Annotated in this window: 18 protein-coding genes; 7 read left to right on the forward strand and 11 right to left on the reverse strand. The window is 65.7% G+C overall.

The annotated features are described in order from the left end of the window. Window positions 1-169: 169 nt before the first annotated feature. Together CGLY_RS14105 and CGLY_RS14110 are read right to left on the reverse strand one after the other, a co-directional pair. Complete coding sequence (locus CGLY_RS14105) at window positions 170-862, reverse strand: energy-coupling factor transporter transmembrane component T family protein (RefSeq protein WP_038550232.1); 693 nt, start codon at window positions 860-862, stop codon at window positions 170-172. Next, on the reverse strand, window positions 859-1,644 hold the full coding sequence (locus tag CGLY_RS14110; RefSeq protein WP_038550234.1) for a glycosyl transferase family 9: 786 nt from the start codon (window positions 1,642-1,644) through the stop codon (window positions 859-861). Before CGLY_RS14110 ends, CGLY_RS14105 begins: the two co-directional genes overlap by 4 nt. Before the next feature lie 586 nt (window positions 1,645-2,230). On the opposite strand from CGLY_RS14110, the gene metE reads away from it, so the two are divergent. From metE to CGLY_RS14140, 6 genes are all read left to right on the forward strand, one after another. Further along, on the forward strand, window positions 2,231-4,582 hold the full coding sequence (gene metE / locus CGLY_RS14115; protein WP_038553233.1) for a 5-methyltetrahydropteroyltriglutamate--homocysteine S-methyltransferase: 2,352 nt from the start codon (window positions 2,231-2,233) through the stop codon (window positions 4,580-4,582). Window positions 4,583-4,696: 114 nt separating this feature from the next. Beyond that, window positions 4,697-5,224, forward strand: a complete 528-nt coding sequence (locus CGLY_RS14120) for an RDD family protein (RefSeq protein ID WP_038550235.1) — start codon at window positions 4,697-4,699, stop codon at window positions 5,222-5,224. 416 nt (window positions 5,225-5,640) lie between these two features. Then, window positions 5,641-6,465, forward strand: a complete 825-nt coding sequence (locus CGLY_RS14125) for a (Fe-S)-binding protein (RefSeq protein ID WP_038550237.1) — start codon at window positions 5,641-5,643, stop codon at window positions 6,463-6,465. Beyond that, on the forward strand, window positions 6,462-7,961 hold the full coding sequence (locus CGLY_RS14130) for a lactate utilization protein B (RefSeq protein WP_038550239.1): 1,500 nt from the start codon (window positions 6,462-6,464) through the stop codon (window positions 7,959-7,961). The genes CGLY_RS14125 and CGLY_RS14130 overlap by 4 nt, the downstream gene beginning before the upstream one ends. Further along, window positions 7,958-8,641, forward strand: a complete 684-nt coding sequence (locus CGLY_RS14135) for a LutC/YkgG family protein (protein WP_038550241.1) — start codon at window positions 7,958-7,960, stop codon at window positions 8,639-8,641. The genes CGLY_RS14130 and CGLY_RS14135 overlap by 4 nt, the downstream gene beginning before the upstream one ends. 144 nt (window positions 8,642-8,785) lie before the next feature. After that, window positions 8,786-9,886 (forward strand): DUF559 domain-containing protein, encoded by a 1,101-nt coding sequence (locus CGLY_RS14140; RefSeq protein ID WP_052540260.1) that lies wholly within the window; start codon window positions 8,786-8,788, stop codon window positions 9,884-9,886. Between the two features lie 28 nt (window positions 9,887-9,914). On the opposite strand, the gene CGLY_RS14145 is transcribed toward CGLY_RS14140, so the two are convergent. Next, window positions 9,915-10,418, reverse strand: a complete 504-nt coding sequence (locus CGLY_RS14145) for a MarR family winged helix-turn-helix transcriptional regulator (protein ID WP_052540262.1) — start codon at window positions 10,416-10,418, stop codon at window positions 9,915-9,917. 109 nt (window positions 10,419-10,527) lie between these two features. On the opposite strand from CGLY_RS14145, the gene CGLY_RS14150 reads away from it, so the two are divergent. Beyond that, the gene (locus CGLY_RS14150; protein WP_052540263.1) at window positions 10,528-12,165 is read left to right on the forward strand and encodes a DHA2 family efflux MFS transporter permease subunit; all 1,638 of its coding nucleotides are present in this window, start codon (window positions 10,528-10,530) and stop codon (window positions 12,163-12,165) included. An 87-nt stretch (window positions 12,166-12,252) separates the two neighbouring features. Here the strand turns inward: CGLY_RS14150 and CGLY_RS16880 are convergent, their stop codons facing one another. From CGLY_RS16880 to CGLY_RS14190, 8 genes are all read right to left on the reverse strand, one after another. Further along, window positions 12,253-13,074: a MarR family winged helix-turn-helix transcriptional regulator gene (locus CGLY_RS16880; RefSeq protein WP_052540265.1), complete on the reverse strand. Its 822-nt coding sequence runs from the start codon at window positions 13,072-13,074 to the stop codon at window positions 12,253-12,255. Window positions 13,075-13,175: 101 nt separating this feature from the next. Continuing rightward, a complete protein-coding gene (locus CGLY_RS14160) occupies window positions 13,176-13,598 on the reverse strand; it encodes a DUF1801 domain-containing protein (protein ID WP_038550242.1) in 423 nt (140 codons plus the stop codon). Between the two features lie 20 nt (window positions 13,599-13,618). Beyond that, complete coding sequence (locus CGLY_RS14165; RefSeq protein WP_052540266.1) at window positions 13,619-14,209, reverse strand: dihydrofolate reductase family protein; 591 nt, start codon at window positions 14,207-14,209, stop codon at window positions 13,619-13,621. 30 nt (window positions 14,210-14,239) lie between these two features. Beyond that, a complete protein-coding gene (locus tag CGLY_RS14170) occupies window positions 14,240-15,232 on the reverse strand; it encodes a glycine betaine ABC transporter substrate-binding protein (RefSeq protein WP_038550245.1) in 993 nt (330 codons plus the stop codon). A 7-nt stretch (window positions 15,233-15,239) separates the two neighbouring features. Continuing rightward, the gene (locus tag CGLY_RS14175; protein ID WP_038550247.1) at window positions 15,240-15,989 is read right to left on the reverse strand and encodes an ABC transporter permease; all 750 of its coding nucleotides are present in this window, start codon (window positions 15,987-15,989) and stop codon (window positions 15,240-15,242) included. Window position 15,990: 1 nt separating this feature from the next. Beyond that, complete coding sequence (locus CGLY_RS14180; protein ID WP_038550249.1) at window positions 15,991-17,136, reverse strand: ABC transporter ATP-binding protein; 1,146 nt, start codon at window positions 17,134-17,136, stop codon at window positions 15,991-15,993. Further along, on the reverse strand, window positions 17,133-17,774 hold the full coding sequence (locus CGLY_RS14185; protein ID WP_038553267.1) for an ABC transporter permease: 642 nt from the start codon (window positions 17,772-17,774) through the stop codon (window positions 17,133-17,135). Before CGLY_RS14185 ends, CGLY_RS14180 begins: the two co-directional genes overlap by 4 nt. Window positions 17,775-18,168: 394 nt before the next feature. Then, on the reverse strand, window positions 18,169-18,942 hold the full coding sequence (locus tag CGLY_RS14190) for a histidine phosphatase family protein (RefSeq protein ID WP_038550250.1): 774 nt from the start codon (window positions 18,940-18,942) through the stop codon (window positions 18,169-18,171). Between the last annotated feature and the right edge of the window lie 14 nt (window positions 18,943-18,956).

Genomic DNA, 18,956 nt, shown 5'->3' on the forward strand with positions numbered 1-18,956 from the left:
GGCGGTAGGCCTATTGGAGTAAGACCGCGCCGCTAATGGGCGCGGATCCTCGTCACTGCTATTCCCAGGGAACACATGGGGCATAGCGTAGCAGGGAGACCGACATACTGGGATCCCCTTTGCCTTGAGCGATTGTTCTACCGGTCAGTGGTGTGCTGCCCCCGTTTTCTTACATGAGCACCCCGACAGCGATCACCACAACCACAGCAACCACCATCGCCCACCGGCACACCTGCTGAACCGCAGAGTCCGGGACCGGCATCAGCAGCGTCCGCACCCCCGGCTCACCGATTCCCGTCCGCTGCAACGGGCGGGCCCGCTGAGATGCGTCGTCGATCAACCCCACCACCAGGGGCAGGACGGTCGCGCCACGCGACCGCCACGTCTCCACATCCACCCCGCGGGACGCCTGGACCTGGCGGATCGTCCGCCAACGCTGCTGCGCCATCGGCAACAGACGCACCACCGTCCCCACCATGTACACCAACGGTGCGGGAACGCTGAGCTGCAGTCTCCGCATCAACGCATCCGCGTCGACGAAGCTGCCGAGCACCAGGCCCGAACACGTCATCGCAGCAAAACGCAGTCCGAGATCCCAGGCAATCCACGCCCCGTCCGAGGTGACCGGGACAAGTACACGGGCGACCTCAACATCCCCGAAAGGCACGTAGATCAGCGCATACGACAGGAACGCCGGCGCCGAGAGCACCAGACCAGCGGTGAGTGCACGGCGCTGGCGGCGTCCTGCGAACGCAAGAAGAGCCGCGCCCAGCAGAAACACAGCCGACACCCACGGGTTGTGCAGCACCATCACCGTGACGATGGCGCTCACCGCCGCGGTCAACGGGGTCAGCGGACTCATACGGCCGCGGAGACCTTTTGCGCCGGGACACCGTCAGGATCGAACGTCCTGCGGGAACGTTCCGGTAGGGACCGGACCACCACCCAGACCACGAGGAACACGATGACCTTGTCCAGTGGGTCAGACGTCCACGACTGCAGGAACACCGCCGTGGTCTGCGAGGCGCCCAGCGACTGGTAGAAGCTCACGAGCAGGCCCGTGCCTGTTCCCGCTGTACCGCCGAAAATGAAAGAGGCGACCGGCGCGGACACCAGAGCCGACAGGAAGCCCAGCACCAGGCCCGCGACCACGACCTTCCACCACGCCGAACGGAACAGCTTCCTGACCAGCCCCGCAGCCAGGCCCATCAGCGCGTAGCCGGCGGCGAAGGGAACGATCGTCGGGTTGAACGTCCCCCACACCAGAGCGGAGAGCCCACCGGTGGCCAGTCCCGCCGCCGGGCCTGCGAGCACGCCGACGAGGACGGTGCCGAAGGAGTCGAGGTACAGCGGAATCGGCAGGCCCATCGTCCCCACGACCTGTCCGACGACGATATTGAGCACCAACGCGACCGGCATCAATGCCAGGGTGCGCACCGGCAACGTGGGGATCACCGCGATGAGGGCGATGACGGTGGGCACGAGGAAGCCGACGAGCGCAATCGTGGTGGACGCGGAGTCCGCCATGGAGGAGAAGTCGGAGTCCTCCGGTTGGTTGAGCACAAGGTAGAGCCACGTCACCGCGTAGATGACGACGGCGATCGAGATCAGGGTGATGCGCAGGGATCGTGACAGAGGACGCACTGGTCGGCTCCTGGATGGGTCGGACGTGCGGCGCGCGGAGATGCGGCGCCGTGGCTGGATCCCCTATGTCACCTCGGGGAGCAGCCTGTAGCTGGTCCTATCTTGCCTAGTCGCGTCGGCGGGGGCAAGTGAGTGCCGGGGTGGGTACACAGGACGTGGCTGGTTCCCACATGCGCACGTGTGCGGGGAGTGCGCATGTCATCTGAGCCACCGCAGGGGTCACGAAACGGCCATTTACTGACCTGGGCGGTGACCCAGATGACATAGGGCAGAACAGACGGTGCGACAGGCGACCGCACGCGGATAACGTGATAGACTTGACAGACTAAGCGGTCTACTGGTTACCTTGGTCGCGAAGCAGTCGACAAGAGTCGAGTTCCCCTCCTGGAGCCCCGGACGAGGTGGAACCTGTGGTGTCCCACGTCCCGGCCGAGCCCGGGTACTTGCAACACACCGCAGCATGTGGCCTGCCGTTCATCATCATCAACGTTCGATGACCGCCATGTCCGGGGCTCACCCCCGGGGCACCGCATGTGACTCACCGTTCGACGGCGAGAACCGTACATCCACATGTGAAGGATCATTTGTGAACGCACAGATCAACGCCACCGTCGCCGGGGTTCCGCGCATCGGCCCGAAGCGCGAGCTGAAGAAGGCCCTCGAGACCTACTGGAAAGACGACTCCACCGGCCGCAACCTGGCCACCGTCGCCACCCAGCTGGTCAACCAGCAGGCCGACAACCTCACCGAGGCAGGCCTCGACTCCGTCCCCACCATCGGCCGTAGCTTCTACGACTCGATGCTGGACACCTCCGCCCTGCTCGGCGCCCTGCCTGCCCGCGTCGCCGACATCGAGGACCACGGCAACGACGGCCTCCCCGCCTTCATCGACCGGCTCTTCGCCGCCGCCCGCGGCACCGCCGAGCTGCCGGCCAGCGCGATGACCAAGTGGTTCGACACGAACTACCACTACATCGTGCCCGAGCTCGCCGCCGACACCGAGTTCCGCCTCGACGACGCCGCCCTGCTCGCCGACCTCGGCGACCAGGTCACCCGCGGCACCGCGGCCCGTCCGGTCCTCATCGGCCCGCTGACCTACCTGGCTCTGGCCCGCACCACCGACGGGTCGGACGCACTGACCCACCTCGAGGAGATCTTCGAGGCCTACGCCCGCCTGCTGCCCCGCCTGGCCGACCGCGGTGCCGCCTGGGTCCAGTTCGACGAGCCCTACCTGGTCACCGACGTCGACAACGACGACGCCCGCAAGGCCGACCTGCTGGCCCGCACCCGCGCCGGCTACGAGAAGCTCGTCTCCGCCGCAGGCGACACCAACCTGCTGGTCCAGACCTACTTCGGCGACGGTGACCTGGCCGTCAAGACCCTCTCCGGTATCGGTATCGCCGCTTTCGGTGTCGACCTGGTCACCGGCCGCACCGACGAGCGTCAGGCCGACGACACCAACGTCGCCGACGCCGACCTGCTCCCGTCCTGGTCCGGCGAAGGGGAGATCCTCGCCGGCGTCGTCGACGGGCGCAACATCTGGCGCACCGACCTGGCCCGTGCCCTGGACACCCTCAAGGCCCTGGCGAAGCGCGGCCCGGTCGGCGTCTCCACCTCGTCCTCCCTGCTGCACGTCCCCTACTCCCTCGCCCAGGAGACCAGCCTCGACAACGACGCCGAGCTGCGCAGCTGGCTCGCCTTCGGTGCCGAGAAGGTCGCCGAGGTCGCCCTGCTGTCCCGCGCCCTGCGTGGCGAGGAGTCCGAGGGTGACGACGCCGCCGTCGCCGAGGCCCACGCGGCCGTGGCCTCCCGCAAGAACTCGGAGCGCACCCGCAACGCCGCGCTGCGCGAGCGCACCGCCGCCATCACCGAGGCCGACCGCCACCGCAACCCCTTCGACCAGCGTCGCGAGGTGCAGGAGAAGGAGCTCGGCCTGCCGCCGCTGCCGACCACCACCATCGGTTCCTTCCCGCAGACCACGGAGATCCGTCAGGCCCGCGCCAAGCTGCGCAAGGGTGACTTCACCCCCGAGCAGTACCGCGAGGCCATGGTCAACGAGATCAAGGACGTCATCGACCGTCAGGAGGCACTCGGCCTCGACGTGCTCGTCCACGGTGAGCCCGAGCGCAACGACATGGTGCAGTACTTCTCCGAGCAGCTCGAGGGCTACCACTCCACCGACCTGGCGTGGGTCCAGTCCTACGGCTCCCGCTGCGTCCGTCCGCCGATCCTGTTCGGTGACGTGACCCGCCCGAAGGCCATGACCGTCGAGTGGTTCACGACCGCGCAGTCCTTCACCGACAAGATCGTCAAGGGCATGCTCACCGGTCCGGTGACCATGCTGGCGTGGGCTTTCGTCCGCGACGACCAGCCGCTCGGCGAGACCGCCGACCAGGTCGCCCTGGCCCTGCGCGACGAGATCGACGACCTGGTGGACGCCGGTGCGAAGATCGTCCAGGTCGACGAGGCCGCACTGCGTGAGCTGCTGCCGCTGCGCCGCGCCCAGCAGCCGTACTACCTGGAGTGGTCCGTCGGATCTTTCCGTCTGGCCACCTCCGGTGCCGAGGATGCGACCCAGATCCACACCCACATGTGCTACTCCGAGTTCAACGAGCTCATCGGCACCATCGCGGACCTGGACGGTGACGTCACCTCCATCGAGGCCTCCCGTAACGGCATGCAGGTACTGCACGCCCTCAAGGACTCCGGCTTCGAGCTGGCCGTCGGTCCGGGCGTGTGGGACATCCACTCCCCGCGCGTGCCGGAGCAGGGCGAGGTCGACAAGCAGCTCGCCGACGCCCTGGAGGCCGTGCCGGCCCGCCAGCTGTGGGTCAACCCGGACTGCGGTCTGAAGACCCGCGGCTGGGAGGAGACCACCGCGGCCCTCAAGGTGCTCGTCGCCGCCGCCGAGAAGGCGCGCGCCAGCGTCAACGCCTAGATTCTCTCTGGCCGCACACAGTAACCCCAGAGGCTGGTCTGTCCAGCCTCTGGGGTTGCTGCTCTATGCTGAAGACCCGCAATCACCCGATGTACCGAAGGATGGAAGCACACCATGACCAACAACTCCAACCCCTATGACGGCGTCCCCTCCTACGGGGCCTACAACAACGACCCGTACGGGCAGGACCCGAACCGTCTGGTCCCGAACAACCGTCCCGGCGCGGGTCGTCGCCTGGCAGGAACATTCATCGACGGTGTGATCATCGCTCTGATCTCGACCGCGATCACCTCACTGATGGGCGTGGACAGCTCCGACCTGAGCACCGGTTCGTTGTTCACCACAAGTCTGGTCATGATCATCGTCTGGCTCGTCGCCCGCGTCGGCAGTGAGGTCGCCTGGGGCGCCAGCCCGGGTAAGCGGATCCTCGGTATGAAGGTCGTCACCGCGGACGGCTCCAACCCGGATGCAGTGGCCTCTCTGAAGCGCAACAGCTGGATCATCAGCCAGATCATCCCGATCATCGGCGGCCTGGTCCAGATCGGCCTGCAGATCTTCATCGGCGTGGGCATCGCCAATGACCCGGAGAAGCGCTCCTGGTTCGACAAGCTGGGCAATCTCTCTGTGGTGCGCACCGGGTAGGTCGCGCCACCGGGTGGGGCCCGATCACACCCCGGCACCCTGAGGCCCCGGCCTGTTGGTGGTTTTCACCTCGTGGACCACCAAGAGCCCGGGGCCTCAGGCCGTCTCACGGTGGGTGGCCTGTCTCGTTCTCGGGGACTCCTGCTCCCCCGCGCCTCCTCGACGCAGTCCCCACCGTCCGAGGCCGTGACCAGCAGTGGTCAGACCACACTGTGTTATCTGCATAAACATGCCCTCCCCCGGCGGATGACGCCATCGCGCACCTCTCATCGACGGGTCTACAGTGGAATTTCAGGATGCTCCGGAGGCGTCACTCAACGTCGGCTGACTACCGCACGTGCCCCGGACGTCCCCGGCAGAAGCAGAGCTGGAGAAGAGCTGCTGTATTCCACGACTTGAGACGAGGGACGATTTTCATGAAGATCGCGTTATTCGCGACATGCATCGTCGACGCCATGTATCCCGAAGTGGCGAAAGCGACCGTCAGCATTCTCGAACGGCTCGGACACCGGGTGGTATTCCCCGAACGTCAGGCCTGCTGCGGTCAGATGCACATCAACTCAGGAAAATTCACCGACGCCTACCCCGTGGTCCGCAACCATGTGCGCGCCTTCGAGGAGTCCGACTGGGACTACGCCATCGCCCCCAGCGGGTCCTGTGTGGCATCCCTGGGGCATCAACACCCGATGATCGCCGACTACAACGGGGACGCCGCACTGGCCTCCCGCGCCACGGACATCGCTGACCGGACCTACGAGTTGTGTCAGTTCCTCACTGACATCCAGGGTATGACCGATGCTGCCGCTGACCTCGGAAGCTGGTTCCCCCATACCGTTGCCTACCACCCGTCCTGTCATGGGATGCGGCTTCTACGGCTCGGCGACCGGCAGCGCGATCTTCTCGCCTCGGTGGCGGGACTGGAACTACGGACCATTCAGAACGAGGACATCTGCTGTGGTTTCGGAGGCACGTTCTCGGTGAAGAACCCGCAGGTCTCCGGCGCCATGCTCGGCGACAAGGTCGAGGCGATCATCTCCAGCGGCGCGTCGGTGTGCACGGGCGGCGACGTGTCCTGCCTGATGCACATCGGCGGCGGATTGTCCCGCACCGAACGGCTGGTCCCCGGCGAAGGTCCCGTCCCTACCTCGGTGCACCTCGCCCGGATTCTGGCGTCCACGAAGGAGGATCCGCTCCTGGTGGCGGACGAGGGTGCGACAGTCACCGGAGGTGCACTGCGATGAGTTCCCGTACCGCCCTCGGCATGCCGACGGTCCCCGGCAGCGGTAACCTGCTCGAAACCCACCCGTTCCCCGAGGTTGCCGAGCATGAGCTCGGTAACGTCCAGATGCGTAGCAACCTGCAGCACGCCACCCAGACGATCCGCGGCAAACGCGCCGCCCGGGTGTCCGAGATGCCCGACTGGGAAGCACTGCGCGACGCCGGGTCCGCCGTCAAACAGGACGTGATGGCCCGCCTACCGGAACTGCTCCAGCAGTTCGAGGAGGCCTTCACCGCCCGTGGTGGCCATGTCCACTGGGCGCGCGACGCCGAGGAAGCGAACCGCATCGTCGAGGAACTCGTCACCGAGAACGCCCCACTCAACGACGAGGGAGTCCGCGAGGTCATCAAGGTCAAGTCGATGGCCACCCAGGAAATCGGGCTCAACGAGTACCTCGGCCCCCGCGGGATCCACGCCTTCGAGACCGACCTCGCCGAACTGATCGTCCAGCTCGGCGGCGACAAACCCAGTCACATCCTCGTGCCGGCGATCCACCGCAACCGCGACGAGATCCGCCGAATCTTCCTCAACGGCATGGAGGACGTCGACCCGGACCTCGACAACAATCCCGAACACCTCGCTGAAGCCAGCCGCCGACACCTGCGCCGCAAGTTCATGGAGACCAAGGTGGCCATCTCCGGGGCCAACTTCGGCGTCGCTGACACCGGCACACTCTCTGTGGTCGAATCCGAGGGCAACGGGCGGATGTGTGTCACCCTGCCCGAAACACTGATCACCGTGATGGGCATTGAAAAACTGCTCCCGACGTTCCAGGACCTGGAAGTCTTCATGCAGCTGCTGCCCCGCTCCTCCACTGGCGAGCGGATGAACCCGTACAGTTCCTTCTGGACGGGCGTGACCCCCGGTGACGGGCCCCAGAACGCCCACGTGATCCTCCTGGACAATGGGCGCACCCGGGCGCTGGCCGATGAGCACGGGCGACAGGCCCTGCACTGCATCCGCTGCTCGGCATGCATGAACGTCTGCCCCGTCTACGAACGCACCGGCGGCCACGCTTACGGGTCGGTCTATCCCGGGCCCATCGGCGCGATCCTCACGCCGTTGATGACCGGTGTGGACGAGTCCGAGAACGGTTCACTGCCCTACGCCTCCTCGCTGTGCGGGTCCTGTTACGACGCCTGCCCGGTGAAGATCAACATCCCGGAGATGCTCACGCGGTTGCGTAATGAGGACCAGGAGGTCAATCACGGCGGCCGCATCCCTGAGACACAGTTGGACGCCGCGCTGGACGGCGCGAAGTGGCTGATGAGCGACGGGCGCCGCATGGGGGCAGCAGAACGCGCCCTCCCCCTGGTCCATAAGCTCAGTCCTACCGCAGGGATGACAGCCCTCCCCGGGCTCGCCGGGAAGTGGACGAGCTCGCGGGATGTGCCCCAGCCACCTGCGGAGTCCTTCCGCAGCTGGTTCCGTAAGCACCAGAAGGGAGAGGGACAGTGACTGATGCACACCCCGACGCACGGACGGAGATCCTTCAGCGGGTGCGCTCGTCACTGGGACTGCCCGACGGACGTGACAGCATCGGGGCGGTCCCGGTGCCGCGTCAGTACCGGTCGACCGGCTCGCTGCACGCCAGTGAACTCGTCGAACTCCTCACCGACCGACTCGAGGACTACGACGCCACCGTGAGGCGCACCGGCGGAACGTCCGACGACATCGCCGCCGCGGTACAGCACTTTCTCGACGACGCAGGGGAGAACTCCGCTGACTCGCGGATCGTGGTTCCTTCAGCGCTGGATCATGCATGGCTCGGTGCCGTGGAGGCGGAGGTTCTCGATGATTCCACGGAATCCCCGGTGGACCTCGATGTGCTGGACGGTGTCGATGCCGTGGTCACCGCATCAGCAGTGTCGGTGGCGGACACCGGGACGATCATGCTCGTCGGCGCGGGATCGGGGCGCCGGGCGACGACGCTGGTGCCGGACCACCACATCGTGGTCGTGAAGGTCGAGGACATCGTCGAGATCGTCCCTGAAGCGATCACGAAGCTGACCGGGGAGGGGCTGCACGAGCTGCCGGTGACGATGGTGTCCGGACCGAGCGCAACCGTGGACATCGAGTTGATCCGCGTACAGGGGGTGCACGGTCCCCGCACGCTGGACGTGATCATCGCCGGATAGCGTCCGGCCCCGCCACGCACCGCGCGATGCAGACCGTCCGACGCAGCAACCCCGGAGGTTAGTGGCACCGGCCTCCGGGGTTGCTGTGTGACAGGTCCCGGCGCCAGGGAACCCCGGCACACCCGTGCTGAGTCCCTCTCCACCATGGACCATTCCCTTCCGATCCACCGTGGCCCCGAGCACACCCGCCGAGCCCTCCCCCGGAACCTGCCGCAGCGGCGCCGGGACCTGCTTGCCTCCGGATCCGTGACCCGGTGGAGGCTCGACCGGTCCTATGTCACCGTCGCCTCCGGGCTGGTCGTCCCGCGTTCGGCACTACCGGAGGACGTCCGGCCTTTCGGGGGTTTCCCGGCGGACGCCGTCACCCGCGCTCGCGCCCACGTGATAAATAACCCGGGTGCCGTCGTGGGTGAGTGGGGTGCCGCGGCGCTCCACGGTCTCTGGACCGACTGGCCGGACTCCGCCCCGACCGTCCTGCTCGCCGACCGCGGGTCCAAGGGCACCTCGAACTCCCGGACCGCGGCCCGTCTCCCCCTCCGCCCGGTGTTCCGCCGACTGCCGCACGGACTCCCGGTCACCCATCCCGACCCGCGTTTCCCAGCTCTGCAGGTCGTGGATCCGGCGACGACGGCCGCGCAGTGTCTCTGGTCGATCCTGCGCGGAAGACACTCCTGGTCTCACCTGCGCCTGGCGGGGATCAACGACCGGCTGCACCGCGCGGTGCAGTTCGTGGACGCCTTCACCCAGTGCACCGGGTTGACCCACGAAGACATCTGCGTGGCCTCCGCCGCCCGTGTGGACGCGAGAACGATCGCAGAGGTGCTCGGTATGTGCGACTACGGTGCACAGTCCCCGATGGAGACCGCACTACGGCTCATCGTCGCCCCACTGTTGCCGGCCGGCCTCAGCTGGGAGTCGCAGGTCAGGGAGGACGCCGAGGGCCGGACACTCCCCGGTGGCACGGTTCCCGACCTGGCCTGCCGTGAGCTGCGGGTGGCTCTCTACTACGACGGCGGCCACCACGACAGCCTCAAGCAGCGTGAGACCGACCTGCAGCTCACCCAGGCGATGATGAACGACGGCTGGGAAGTCTGTCGGTTCACCCGGCACGGGATCCGGTCGACCACGGGTGTCCTCCGTACTGTCGGGGAGGCACTGCACCGGGCGAGACAGCGACTCGCAGTGCACCCGACGCCCACAACCGCCGTGACACCCACGACGCAGCAACCCCGGAGGCCGGTGTGACCGTCCTCCGGGGTTGCTGGGTCGACACTCACCCGCGTTGGACGTCCGGCTCCTCGCTGATGTAGACCTCCATGCTCACCCGCAGGTCTTCGATGACCTTCTCCACTTCCGACAGCAGCTCCGGGGGGTACTGCGACAGCACGGCGCTGATCCTCGTGCCGAGCGGATCGAAGAACCGGTCTGCGGTGGCCTGAATTCCCGGAGTGGACCGGAGAGTGACGACCCGACGGTCCTCCTGGTCCCGTGACCGGACGATATGCCCGGCACTCTCCAACCGTCGGAGCAGCGAGGACGTGGCACCGGTGGTCAATCCGATCCTTTCGCTGAGTCGCGCCGGCGTCAGCGGTGTACCGCCCTCTTCGGCAGCCAGAATCTCTATCACCGCCGAGGCATCCGTGAAGTGAAGGTCCAGACCGGCAGCGAATTGTCGACCGACTTCACCGTAGGTCTTTCCGTAGGCCCGCAGTCCGCTGATCATCCGGTCGCGCTGCCGCTCCAGTGTCCCCTGGTCATCCTGTGTCTCGTCACCCATGCCGTGCTCTCCTCTGCGGTCCGCCGCGGGTCGTCAGTTGACAACGTATCATTCTCCGTTTACCTTCACCATGTAACTATCACACAGTGTAACAATATCGGAGGTCTGCATGACACCGGAAACACAGACGAGCCGCCGATGGCTCGGTCTGATAGCCCTCGCCCTGGGCGTGGCGCTGATCGTGGTGGACACCACGATCGTCAACGTGATCACCCCGTCGGTGATCGATGACCTGGGAATCGACTCATCCCAGGCCCAGTGGGTCCAGGAATCCTACGCGATCGTGTTCGCAGCGCTCCTCCTCGTCGCCGGACGCGTGGCCGATCTCCGCGGGGCACGGTTCATCTTCCTGCTCGGCGTCGTCGTCTTCGGCGCAAGCAGCCTGCTTGCCGGCGTATCCAGCAACGGCGAGATCCTGATCCTCGCCCGTTTCCTCCAGGGCATCGGTGCAGCAATGGTCCTGCCCACCACCCTGTCCCTGCTTAACCACATGTTCACCGGAAAAGCCCGCGGACAGGCCTTCGCCGTCTGGGGAGGCACCATCGGCGCCGCCACAGCCCTCGGCCCCGCCCTCGGCGGATGGCTGTCAGAACACTTCTCCTGGCGCTGGGCCTTCGGCATCAATATCCCACTGACGATCCTCATCATCGTCCTGACCGTCGCATTCATCCTCCCGTCCCCACGGACGACCGGACGCGTGGACGCAATCGGAGCTGTGCTCTCCGCCCTCGGCCTCGGACTCTTGGCTTTCGGGGTCATCGAGGGCCGCATCTACGGGTGGCTGACCAGCGCCCACCCCTTCTCACTGTTCGGCATGACCTGGGATTCCGGCCCTTCCCCCGCCTTCACCGCGCTGGTCGTGGGGGCAGTCATCCTGGTTCTGTTCGTCCGGCGTCAGGTCCGGCTGAGCCGGGACGGTGCAGAGGCACAACCGTTGATGGACACCCGACTGTTCTCCATCGCGTCCTTCCGCAACGGCAATATCGCCACGCTGATCATCGGACTCGGCGAGTACGGCATCATCGCCGTCATGCCACTGTGGCTGCAGTTCACCCTGGACTACACCCCACTTCAGGCCGGCCTGGCCCTCGTACCGATCGCGCTGGGCAGCTTCCTCGCCAGCGGTGTCAGCTTCCCGCTGTCTGAGCGATTCGCAGCGCTCGCGTTCGTCCGCTCCGGACTGGTCCTTGAGATCGTCGGTCTCGTCGGCCTGGGACTCGTCGCCGCCGCCACCGATGCGCCCTGGCTGGCAATCGCGGCCGTCCTGTTCGTCTACGGTGTGGGCGTGGGATTCGCCACCGCCCAGGTCACCAATGTCGTCCTCGAAGAGGTCCCCGAAAAAGAGGGCGGGCAAGGTTCCGCCATCCAGAGCACCTTCCGCCAACTCGGGTCTGCCCTGGGTATCGCAGCACTGACCACCGTCTTCTTCTCGACGATCAGCTCCAACCTGCGCTCGACCCTCACCGACGGCGGGATGGACAGCGACCGCGCGCAGGAGTTCTCCTCCACCGTCACAGACAGCGCCGGAGCCGTCATTGCGCCGCTCAGTGAGAATCCGGACACCGTTGCCGTTGCCGATGCCGCCCGCGATGCAATGACCCACGGGCTGGTCCTGGGATCCTATCTTGCCGCAGGCTTCCTGGTCCTTGGCGTCGTGGCCACGTTCCTCATCCCCCGGTCCCCGACCACGGAAGATTCGGCGGACACGACTGAGACAACCCCCACCCACAGCCAGCACTCCGCATAGACACCACGACGCAGCAACCCCGGAGGTCGGCGTGACCATCCTCCGAGGTTGCTGCGTTGGTACTCATCTGCGGTCACTCAGTGAGCATCAGGCGAAACCCGGCTCCTCACCGAAGCCGCGTCCGAAACCTCGACCCGAGCCTCGACCCGAGCCTCGACCCCGGCCCATCATGCCCATGCGGAACATCGCCATCCGGCCCATGTCCTGCATCTCCCGCATGCCGGGCCACTCGAACCCGTCCTGGTGGCAGCGCTCGTGCCAGTGCGCACGGTCTCCCGCCTCCCGATCAGCGTCGGGCATGCCGTGGCCACTATGGCCACCGTGAGCATCGTGACCGCCACGGCCGCCGCGGTGTCCGTCGAACCCACGTCCGCCGCCGAAGGGGAACGGGCCACCGAAGCCGCGACCGCGGCCGCCGCCTCGGGGATCGTCCGGGAACTTCTCGCGCACCGCGGCGGAGACGCGGTCGAGCATGTCCCCGAACTGTTCCTGTTCCTCAGCGGTGAGGACGTCGAACGGATCGTCCGTCTCCGGAACATCAGAGGCGGCATTCCTGCCCTCCTCGGTGATGTCCACGATGAACGTCCGACGGTCAGTGTCGTCCCGACGGCGTTCGACGAATCCGGCGGATTCGAGTTTGCCGAGAAGCTCGCTGAGCGACTGCGGCCGGACGCCCAGCATGAAGGCGAGTTCCTTCTGCGGCATTGGGCTGCGCAGCGTGAGAATGTGCAGTACCCGGCCCTGCCCGGCGCGCATTCCGCCGAACGGTCGCCCCGGTCGACCCATCATGTCCATACGCCGCAGCATCATGGCGAGGTGGGTGAGCCGGTCAGCGAGATCCGGGGTGACACCGGTGTTGTCGGCGCCTGCGGTGTTGTCGTCATTGCTGTTGCTAGTGATGTCTTCCATGTCCACTCCTTCAAGTAGTGCGGTACCTGTTGTTCAGGTACCTTCTGAAAGACATACTACGCAGGCACCTGACAAAGTCAAGCGGTACCTTCATATCTCGTCTAAGCCAGCTTTCCTTCCTCCCCGGACGCCGCGATGACCAGCGCGCGCAACACATCCCTGTCGATGTTCGCCAGACGGGTGATGTACAGGCAGGCCGTTCCGGCGCGGTACTTCCCTAGGTCACGCATGAGTTCCGGGTACCGGTCCTCGAATCCACCGTCGAGGTAGACAGTGTGCTGACGCGCACCGGTAGCGAAAGCAGCCACCGGCATATCCCCCTCGTGCCCCGACTCATAGCGGTAGTGCCGGTGCCCGAAACCGATGATGCACCCAGCCCAAACCACCGGTTTCTCACCGGTGATGTCCTGCATCATCGCCACCAGCTCGTCTGCCTCTGCACGGCGAGGACCGTCCACACGGTCGAGGACGTCGGTGTACGGAGTCTCGGACGGCGACATCGCCGGAGTACTTTTCTCTGCCATGTCCCCAGTTCTACCGGGCCTCAGGCGGGAGCGCGGCGGGTGTACGTGAGGATGACGACGCCACCGGACGCCACGACGCTGTCACTGAGCTCGAACCTGGCGAGAGCCCCACGATCATCGAACATACGCTTTCCCTCACCGAGGATGATCGGGAAGAGAAGCAGTCGGTACTCGCCAATGAGGTCGCGCTCGGCGAGCCCACGGACCAGGCTTCCGGAACCGAATACGACGAGGTCTCCATCGGTGCTGTCCTTGACGTCGGTGATCACGGAGGTCAGGTCACCTGTGAGCAGGTGGGAATTCTGCCATTCGAGATGGTCCAGTGTCGACGAGACCACATACTTCGGCATACGGTTCATGGCCGCCACAGCGGGCTCGGAGTCATCGGCACCCGACCATGCGGTGGAGAGGATCTCGTAGGAGCGGCGGCCGAGCAGCATGCCGGCAGCACCGAGCGTCGCGTCCTCCATGAATGCGTCGACCGTGCCATCGCTGTATGGCGGAACCCACCCGCCGCTCTCGAATCCGCCGTCGCGGTCCTCTTCGGGCGACAACGGCGACTGGATGACTCCGTCGATGCTGATAAAGTTCACTACGACTACCCGGCCCATGGGTACTCTCCTCAGTGCGATGTCTCGACCCTACCCCTCGATGAACCCCTCGTCGCGGAGCCAGTCCCAGGCGACGTCGGTCGGCTCTTCACCGTCCACGTCGATCCGCGCGTTCAGGTCGATCAAGGTCTCGTCATCAAGCTTCTCCGACACCGGTGCGAACAGGTCCGCGATCTGCGGGTAGTCGTCGATGAGGTGCTGCGCGACGACGGCTGACAGGTTGTACTTCGGGAAGAACTGTTTGTCGTCCTCGAGGATCTGCAGGTCAAGCGCCTTGATCCGTCCGTCGGTGGTGAACACCTCACCGAAGTTGCAGGTGCCTCCCGCCGTAGCTGCATAGACCGCGCCGGTGTCCATCAACGACTGGTCAACGTCCGCAGGAGACAGACCGTACGCCTCGAGCATCGGGATCAGCCCGTCATTACGGTTCGCGAACTCCGACTCCACGCACAGTGTGCGTTCCGGTCGGGAGACATTCGCCATGTCCGAGAGCGTCGATACATCGAGTCTGTCGGCGACCTCCTTGGTGGTGGCGAAGCCGTAGGTGTTGTTCATCGGTGCCGGTGGAAGCCACACCAGCCCATTGGCCTTCTCCTCGTCGCGGACGGCCTCGTACTGCTTCTGTTCGTCCGGAATGGGGTCGTCGTGGTTGAGATAGGTCGTCCAGGCACTGCCGGTGTACTCCCACTGCATGTTGACATCGCCTTCGATCATGGCCTGACGTGCGCTGGAGGAGCCCGGGATATTCGTCAGATCCTGCACGTCCGCGCCTGCGGACTGGAAGAGGATCACCGCCATCTTGCCCAGGAGAATCTGTTCGGTGAAGTTCTTGGACCCCACCGCAACCGACGCCCCGGAAAGATCCACGTCCTCCAGGTCTCCGGAGAGGGTGCCGCTGGGGCTGTAGCCACCGGCAGTGCCGAGGCCACAGGCTGTCACCAACATCGTCGACAGTGCCGTCAACAGAGCGAGGAGCCGGACCCGACCGCCGGCCCGCGGAGTATCAGTTCTTGTCGTTGTCATGAGTCGATCACAGTCCCTTCGGGGTCAGCGCGACTTCCAGCAGTCTGCCCACCCATTCCACGAGCAGCGCAAGCAGTGCGATCAGGATCGCGCCCGACACCAGGACCGGGAACCGGTACAGGGTGATTCCCGTCTGGATCAGGGCGCCGAGCCCACCGGCGTCGATGAATGTCGCGAACGCCCCGGCGCCGACGAGCAACACCAGGGCGGTCCGCGCCCCGGTCATGATCACCGGCAGCGCCAACGGCAGTTCCACACGGAACAGCACCTGCATCGGCGACATGCCCATCCCCCGGGCCGCTTCGACGAGCGTGCGGTCCACCCCGGTGAGCCCGGTGACGGTATTCGCCAGCACCGGCAGGAACGCGTAGATGCTCAACGAGAGGACGGCGGTCGGCGTACCGAATCCCAGCCAGATGGCCAACAGCACGATCACGCCGATCACCGGCGCCGACTGGCCGATGTTGCCGATCAGTGTCGTCAGCATGGACAACACCGGCGTGCGCCGTCGGGTCAGCAGAATTCCGGCAGGCACGGCAGTGATCATGACAAGCACCGCACAGAGAATCACCAGCACGATGTGCTGTCTCGCCATGGTCAGGACGCTGCCCCAGGCAAGGGCGCGCGCCTCGACGTCGCCCAGGTCGGCGGTCTGCCGCCAGGCGAACCAGCCGAGGAAGACCGCAACCACCAGAACGGGAATCCCGATGATGAGGAGCTTGTCCTCCCCGGACATCCGGCGCACCATGCCTGCCATGTCACTGCCCTCCGTCCGAGTTGAGGGCGCGGATGTACTCGGTGACCGTCTCGTAGTAGATCACTCCGGCGTACCGGCCTCTGTCTGTGACGATGGCACCGCCATGGCTGGAGACAAGCATGGAGTCCAGTGCATCGTTGACCGTGGACCGGCGCTCCACCGTAGTCTCGAGATCCAGATCCGGTGCGGGCACCGTGCTGCGAGACTGCAGGGTGCGCAGCCAGACCCAGTCCCGTGGACGGCGGCGCTCATCGAGGATGATCACGCTGTCCTTCCCCTGGCCCGTGACCCGCTGCACGACCTCGGCAGAGTCCTCCCCGACCGTGCAGGTCGGGAAGTCGTCGACGCCCACGTCGTCCACACGCAGCAGGGACAACTGCTTGAGCTTCGACCCGGACCCCACGAAATCGGCCACATAGTCGTCGGAGGGGTTGCCCAGGACCTGGTCCGGGGTGTCGTACTGTGCGATCCGCGCCTGCTCCTTGAGCACCAGGATCCGGTCACCGAGTTTCACCGCTTCATCGATGTCGTGCGTGACGCACACGATCGTCTTGTGCAGCTCGTTCTGCAGGCTGATCAGCTCGTCCTGCAGACGTTGCCGGGTGATCGGATCCACTGCGCCGAAGGGTTCGTCCATGAGGAGCACAGGCGGATCGGCGGCAAGCCCGCGGGCCACGCCGACGCGTTGCTGCTGCCCGCCGGAGAGCTCCCGTGGAAAACGGTCACGGTACGTCGCCGGATCCAACCCCACCAGGTCAAGCAGTTCATCCACCCGGTTGGCGATCCGCTTCTTCTCCCACTTCAACAGGCCCGGGACCAGGCCGATATTCTGCGCGACGGTCATGTGCGGCAGCAGGCCACCGCCCTGGATCACGTACCCGACGTTGCGGCGTAGTTCGGTCGGGTTCTTCGTGGTCACGTCCTCGCCGCCGATCGTGATGGTGCCCTCGGTCGGCTCGATCAACCGGTTGATCATCTTCAACGAGGTGGTCTTTCCGCAGCCGGACGGCCCGACGAACATGACGGTCTCGCCGGCGGGGATCGTGAGGTTGAGGTCCTCGACCGCGGCGGCGTCCTGCCCGGCGTAGCGCTTCGTGATGCCGGAGAGCTCGATCTCCGCACCAGAGTTCTGTCGGTCGTTCGTCATGCGCGGAGCCCCTTCGAGGTTGTCAGTCGACCCAGCAGGACGAGGACGGCGTCCAGGATCAGCGCGACGATGATCACGCCGATCGTTCCCACCAGGGTGTAATAGAGTGCGTTGGCGCTGCCGATCTGGCTGAGCCCGGTGAATATGTAGCCGCCGAGCCCCGGGCCCAGGGCGTAGGCCGCGATCGCGGCGACACCCATCGACATCTGCGTGGAGACCCTGATCCCCGTCATGATCACCGGCCACGCCAAGGGGAGCCGGACACGCAGCAGGATCGACGCGGCGTTCATTCCCTGTCCCCGCGCAGCCTCAATGAGTTCGGCCGGAATCTGCTGTAGACCGACGATCGCATTACGCAGGATCGGCAGCACCGCGAAGAACACGACGATGAACACCGACGGGAGCGTTCCGATACCGACCAGGGGAATCACCAGGCCGAGCAGTGCCAGGGACGGGATCGTCAACCCGACCGCCGACACCGCATTCGCCACCGGGGACAACCCCCGGTAACGCGTGACGATCACGGCAATCACCAGTGCCACAACAGTGGCGAGAATCAGAGCCTGAATCACCAGACTCGCATGTTGATAAGAACGGAAGAGAATGTCCGTCCATCGTGAGGAGATGAATTCATTCACTGGTTCACGTCGATTCGTCGGCTGTATACGTCTGGTGTCGTGGATCACACACTGAACCAACGGTAGGCGGATCCACTCCATACCGCAACTGAATGCATACTTCCGTACGCTGCACAATCATCCTCAGAGGCGTCCTGACAGCGTTCTTCCGGCGCAGGACCGCCTGCCACCCGCGGCGCGTCCCGTCGTAAATCCGTCAACAAACTCCGGCGTTTCCCGCTGGCGGCGGAATTCAATGATCAACGCGGTCGGAGATTTCACGGAGACGAAAATTCGCGACGAATCCCCACCGCCTTCACCCCGTGACGCGACAGCATTGACGGAAACGGTTTACCCCTCATCCTGGCACTGACACCCCGAAAAACGGAGCTCAGGCACAGGGTTCGTCCGCACGCTAGATCAAGGTCAGGTCGCCCCGCGCATCCGGCCGGTCGAGGTGGGCGTATTCGTTGAAGGACAGCAGATCGACCCCGGCGCTGCCGCCACGGTGCCGTCCCGCCTCATCCGCGACACGCAGGACAGTGACCGAGGCGTTGAACACCTTCCCGACCAGCGGTGGGACAGCCTGACGAGGCAGTCCCGACACGGCGGCGGTGCAGGTGGCGATCACCCCGGCGGAGGTGGCGACGACGGCTGCCCCGTCCTGCCGGGCTGCCGTGGTGACTCGCCCGAGCCCGCCGAGCACCGTCTCCCGGAACTCCTGGAACCCGGAACTGTCGACCCATTCGCCGAGCGCCCCGTCGAGCACCTCCCGCACGGTTGCCTCCGCTTCCGCCGGATCCCCGGCGCCCTGCCGAATCTTCTGCATGACCTGCTTGAGTCGGCGACCAGTCTCGGTGTTGCGCCTCATCCACGGGACTACGACCGCGTCCGAGTCGAACTCCTTCCACGCCGCGTCGGTGGTCGGCTCCGCAGCTCCGGCGGCCGAGGCAACGGCCGCCGCCGTGTCATGCTGGCGGTGCAGGGGCCCGCAGAATACCCGCGGTGCCCGTACGTCTGTGCCGCTACTCCCCACACCAAGACGCTCGGCGAGCGAGCGGCCCACAACATCAGCCTGGCGACGTCCGCGCTCCGTCAGGCCGTCATAGCTCTTCTCGACGTTCCCGTCATCGTAGGCGCCCATGCCCGCGCCTGCCTGACCATGTCGAACCAGGTAGATCAAAGCCATCAGTCCATCTCCTG

Origin of the sequence: Corynebacterium glyciniphilum AJ 3170, assembly GCF_000626675.1 — a bacterium.
In the GTDB taxonomy this organism is placed as follows: domain Bacteria; phylum Actinomycetota; class Actinomycetes; order Mycobacteriales; family Mycobacteriaceae; genus Corynebacterium; species Corynebacterium glyciniphilum.

Excerpts from the sequence above, each read along its gene's own strand:
- CGLY_RS14105 (WP_038550232.1), bottom strand. The coding sequence starts at position 862 with ATGAGTCCGCTGACCCCGTTGACCGCGGCGGTGAGCGCCATCGTCACG.
- CGLY_RS14120 (WP_038550235.1), top strand. The coding sequence starts at position 4,697 with ATGACCAACAACTCCAACCCCTATGACGGCGTCCCCTCCTACGGGGCC.
- CGLY_RS14125 (WP_038550237.1), top strand. The coding sequence starts at position 5,641 with ATGAAGATCGCGTTATTCGCGACATGCATCGTCGACGCCATGTATCCC.
- CGLY_RS14130 (WP_038550239.1), top strand. The coding sequence starts at position 6,462 with ATGAGTTCCCGTACCGCCCTCGGCATGCCGACGGTCCCCGGCAGCGGT.
- CGLY_RS14140 (WP_052540260.1), top strand. The coding sequence starts at position 8,786 with ATGGACCATTCCCTTCCGATCCACCGTGGCCCCGAGCACACCCGCCGA.
- CGLY_RS14145 (WP_052540262.1), bottom strand. The coding sequence starts at position 10,418 with ATGGGTGACGAGACACAGGATGACCAGGGGACACTGGAGCGGCAGCGC.
- CGLY_RS14150 (WP_052540263.1), top strand. The coding sequence starts at position 10,528 with ATGACACCGGAAACACAGACGAGCCGCCGATGGCTCGGTCTGATAGCC.
- CGLY_RS16880 (WP_052540265.1), bottom strand. The coding sequence starts at position 13,074 with ATGGAAGACATCACTAGCAACAGCAATGACGACAACACCGCAGGCGCC.
- CGLY_RS14160 (WP_038550242.1), bottom strand. The coding sequence starts at position 13,598 with ATGGCAGAGAAAAGTACTCCGGCGATGTCGCCGTCCGAGACTCCGTAC.
- CGLY_RS14165 (WP_052540266.1), bottom strand. The coding sequence starts at position 14,209 with ATGGGCCGGGTAGTCGTAGTGAACTTTATCAGCATCGACGGAGTCATC.
- CGLY_RS14170 (WP_038550245.1), bottom strand. The coding sequence starts at position 15,232 with ATGACAACGACAAGAACTGATACTCCGCGGGCCGGCGGTCGGGTCCGG.
- CGLY_RS14175 (WP_038550247.1), bottom strand. The coding sequence starts at position 15,989 with ATGGCAGGCATGGTGCGCCGGATGTCCGGGGAGGACAAGCTCCTCATC.
- CGLY_RS14180 (WP_038550249.1), bottom strand. The coding sequence starts at position 17,136 with ATGACGAACGACCGACAGAACTCTGGTGCGGAGATCGAGCTCTCCGGC.
- CGLY_RS14190 (WP_038550250.1), bottom strand. The coding sequence starts at position 18,942 with ATGGCTTTGATCTACCTGGTTCGACATGGTCAGGCAGGCGCGGGCATG.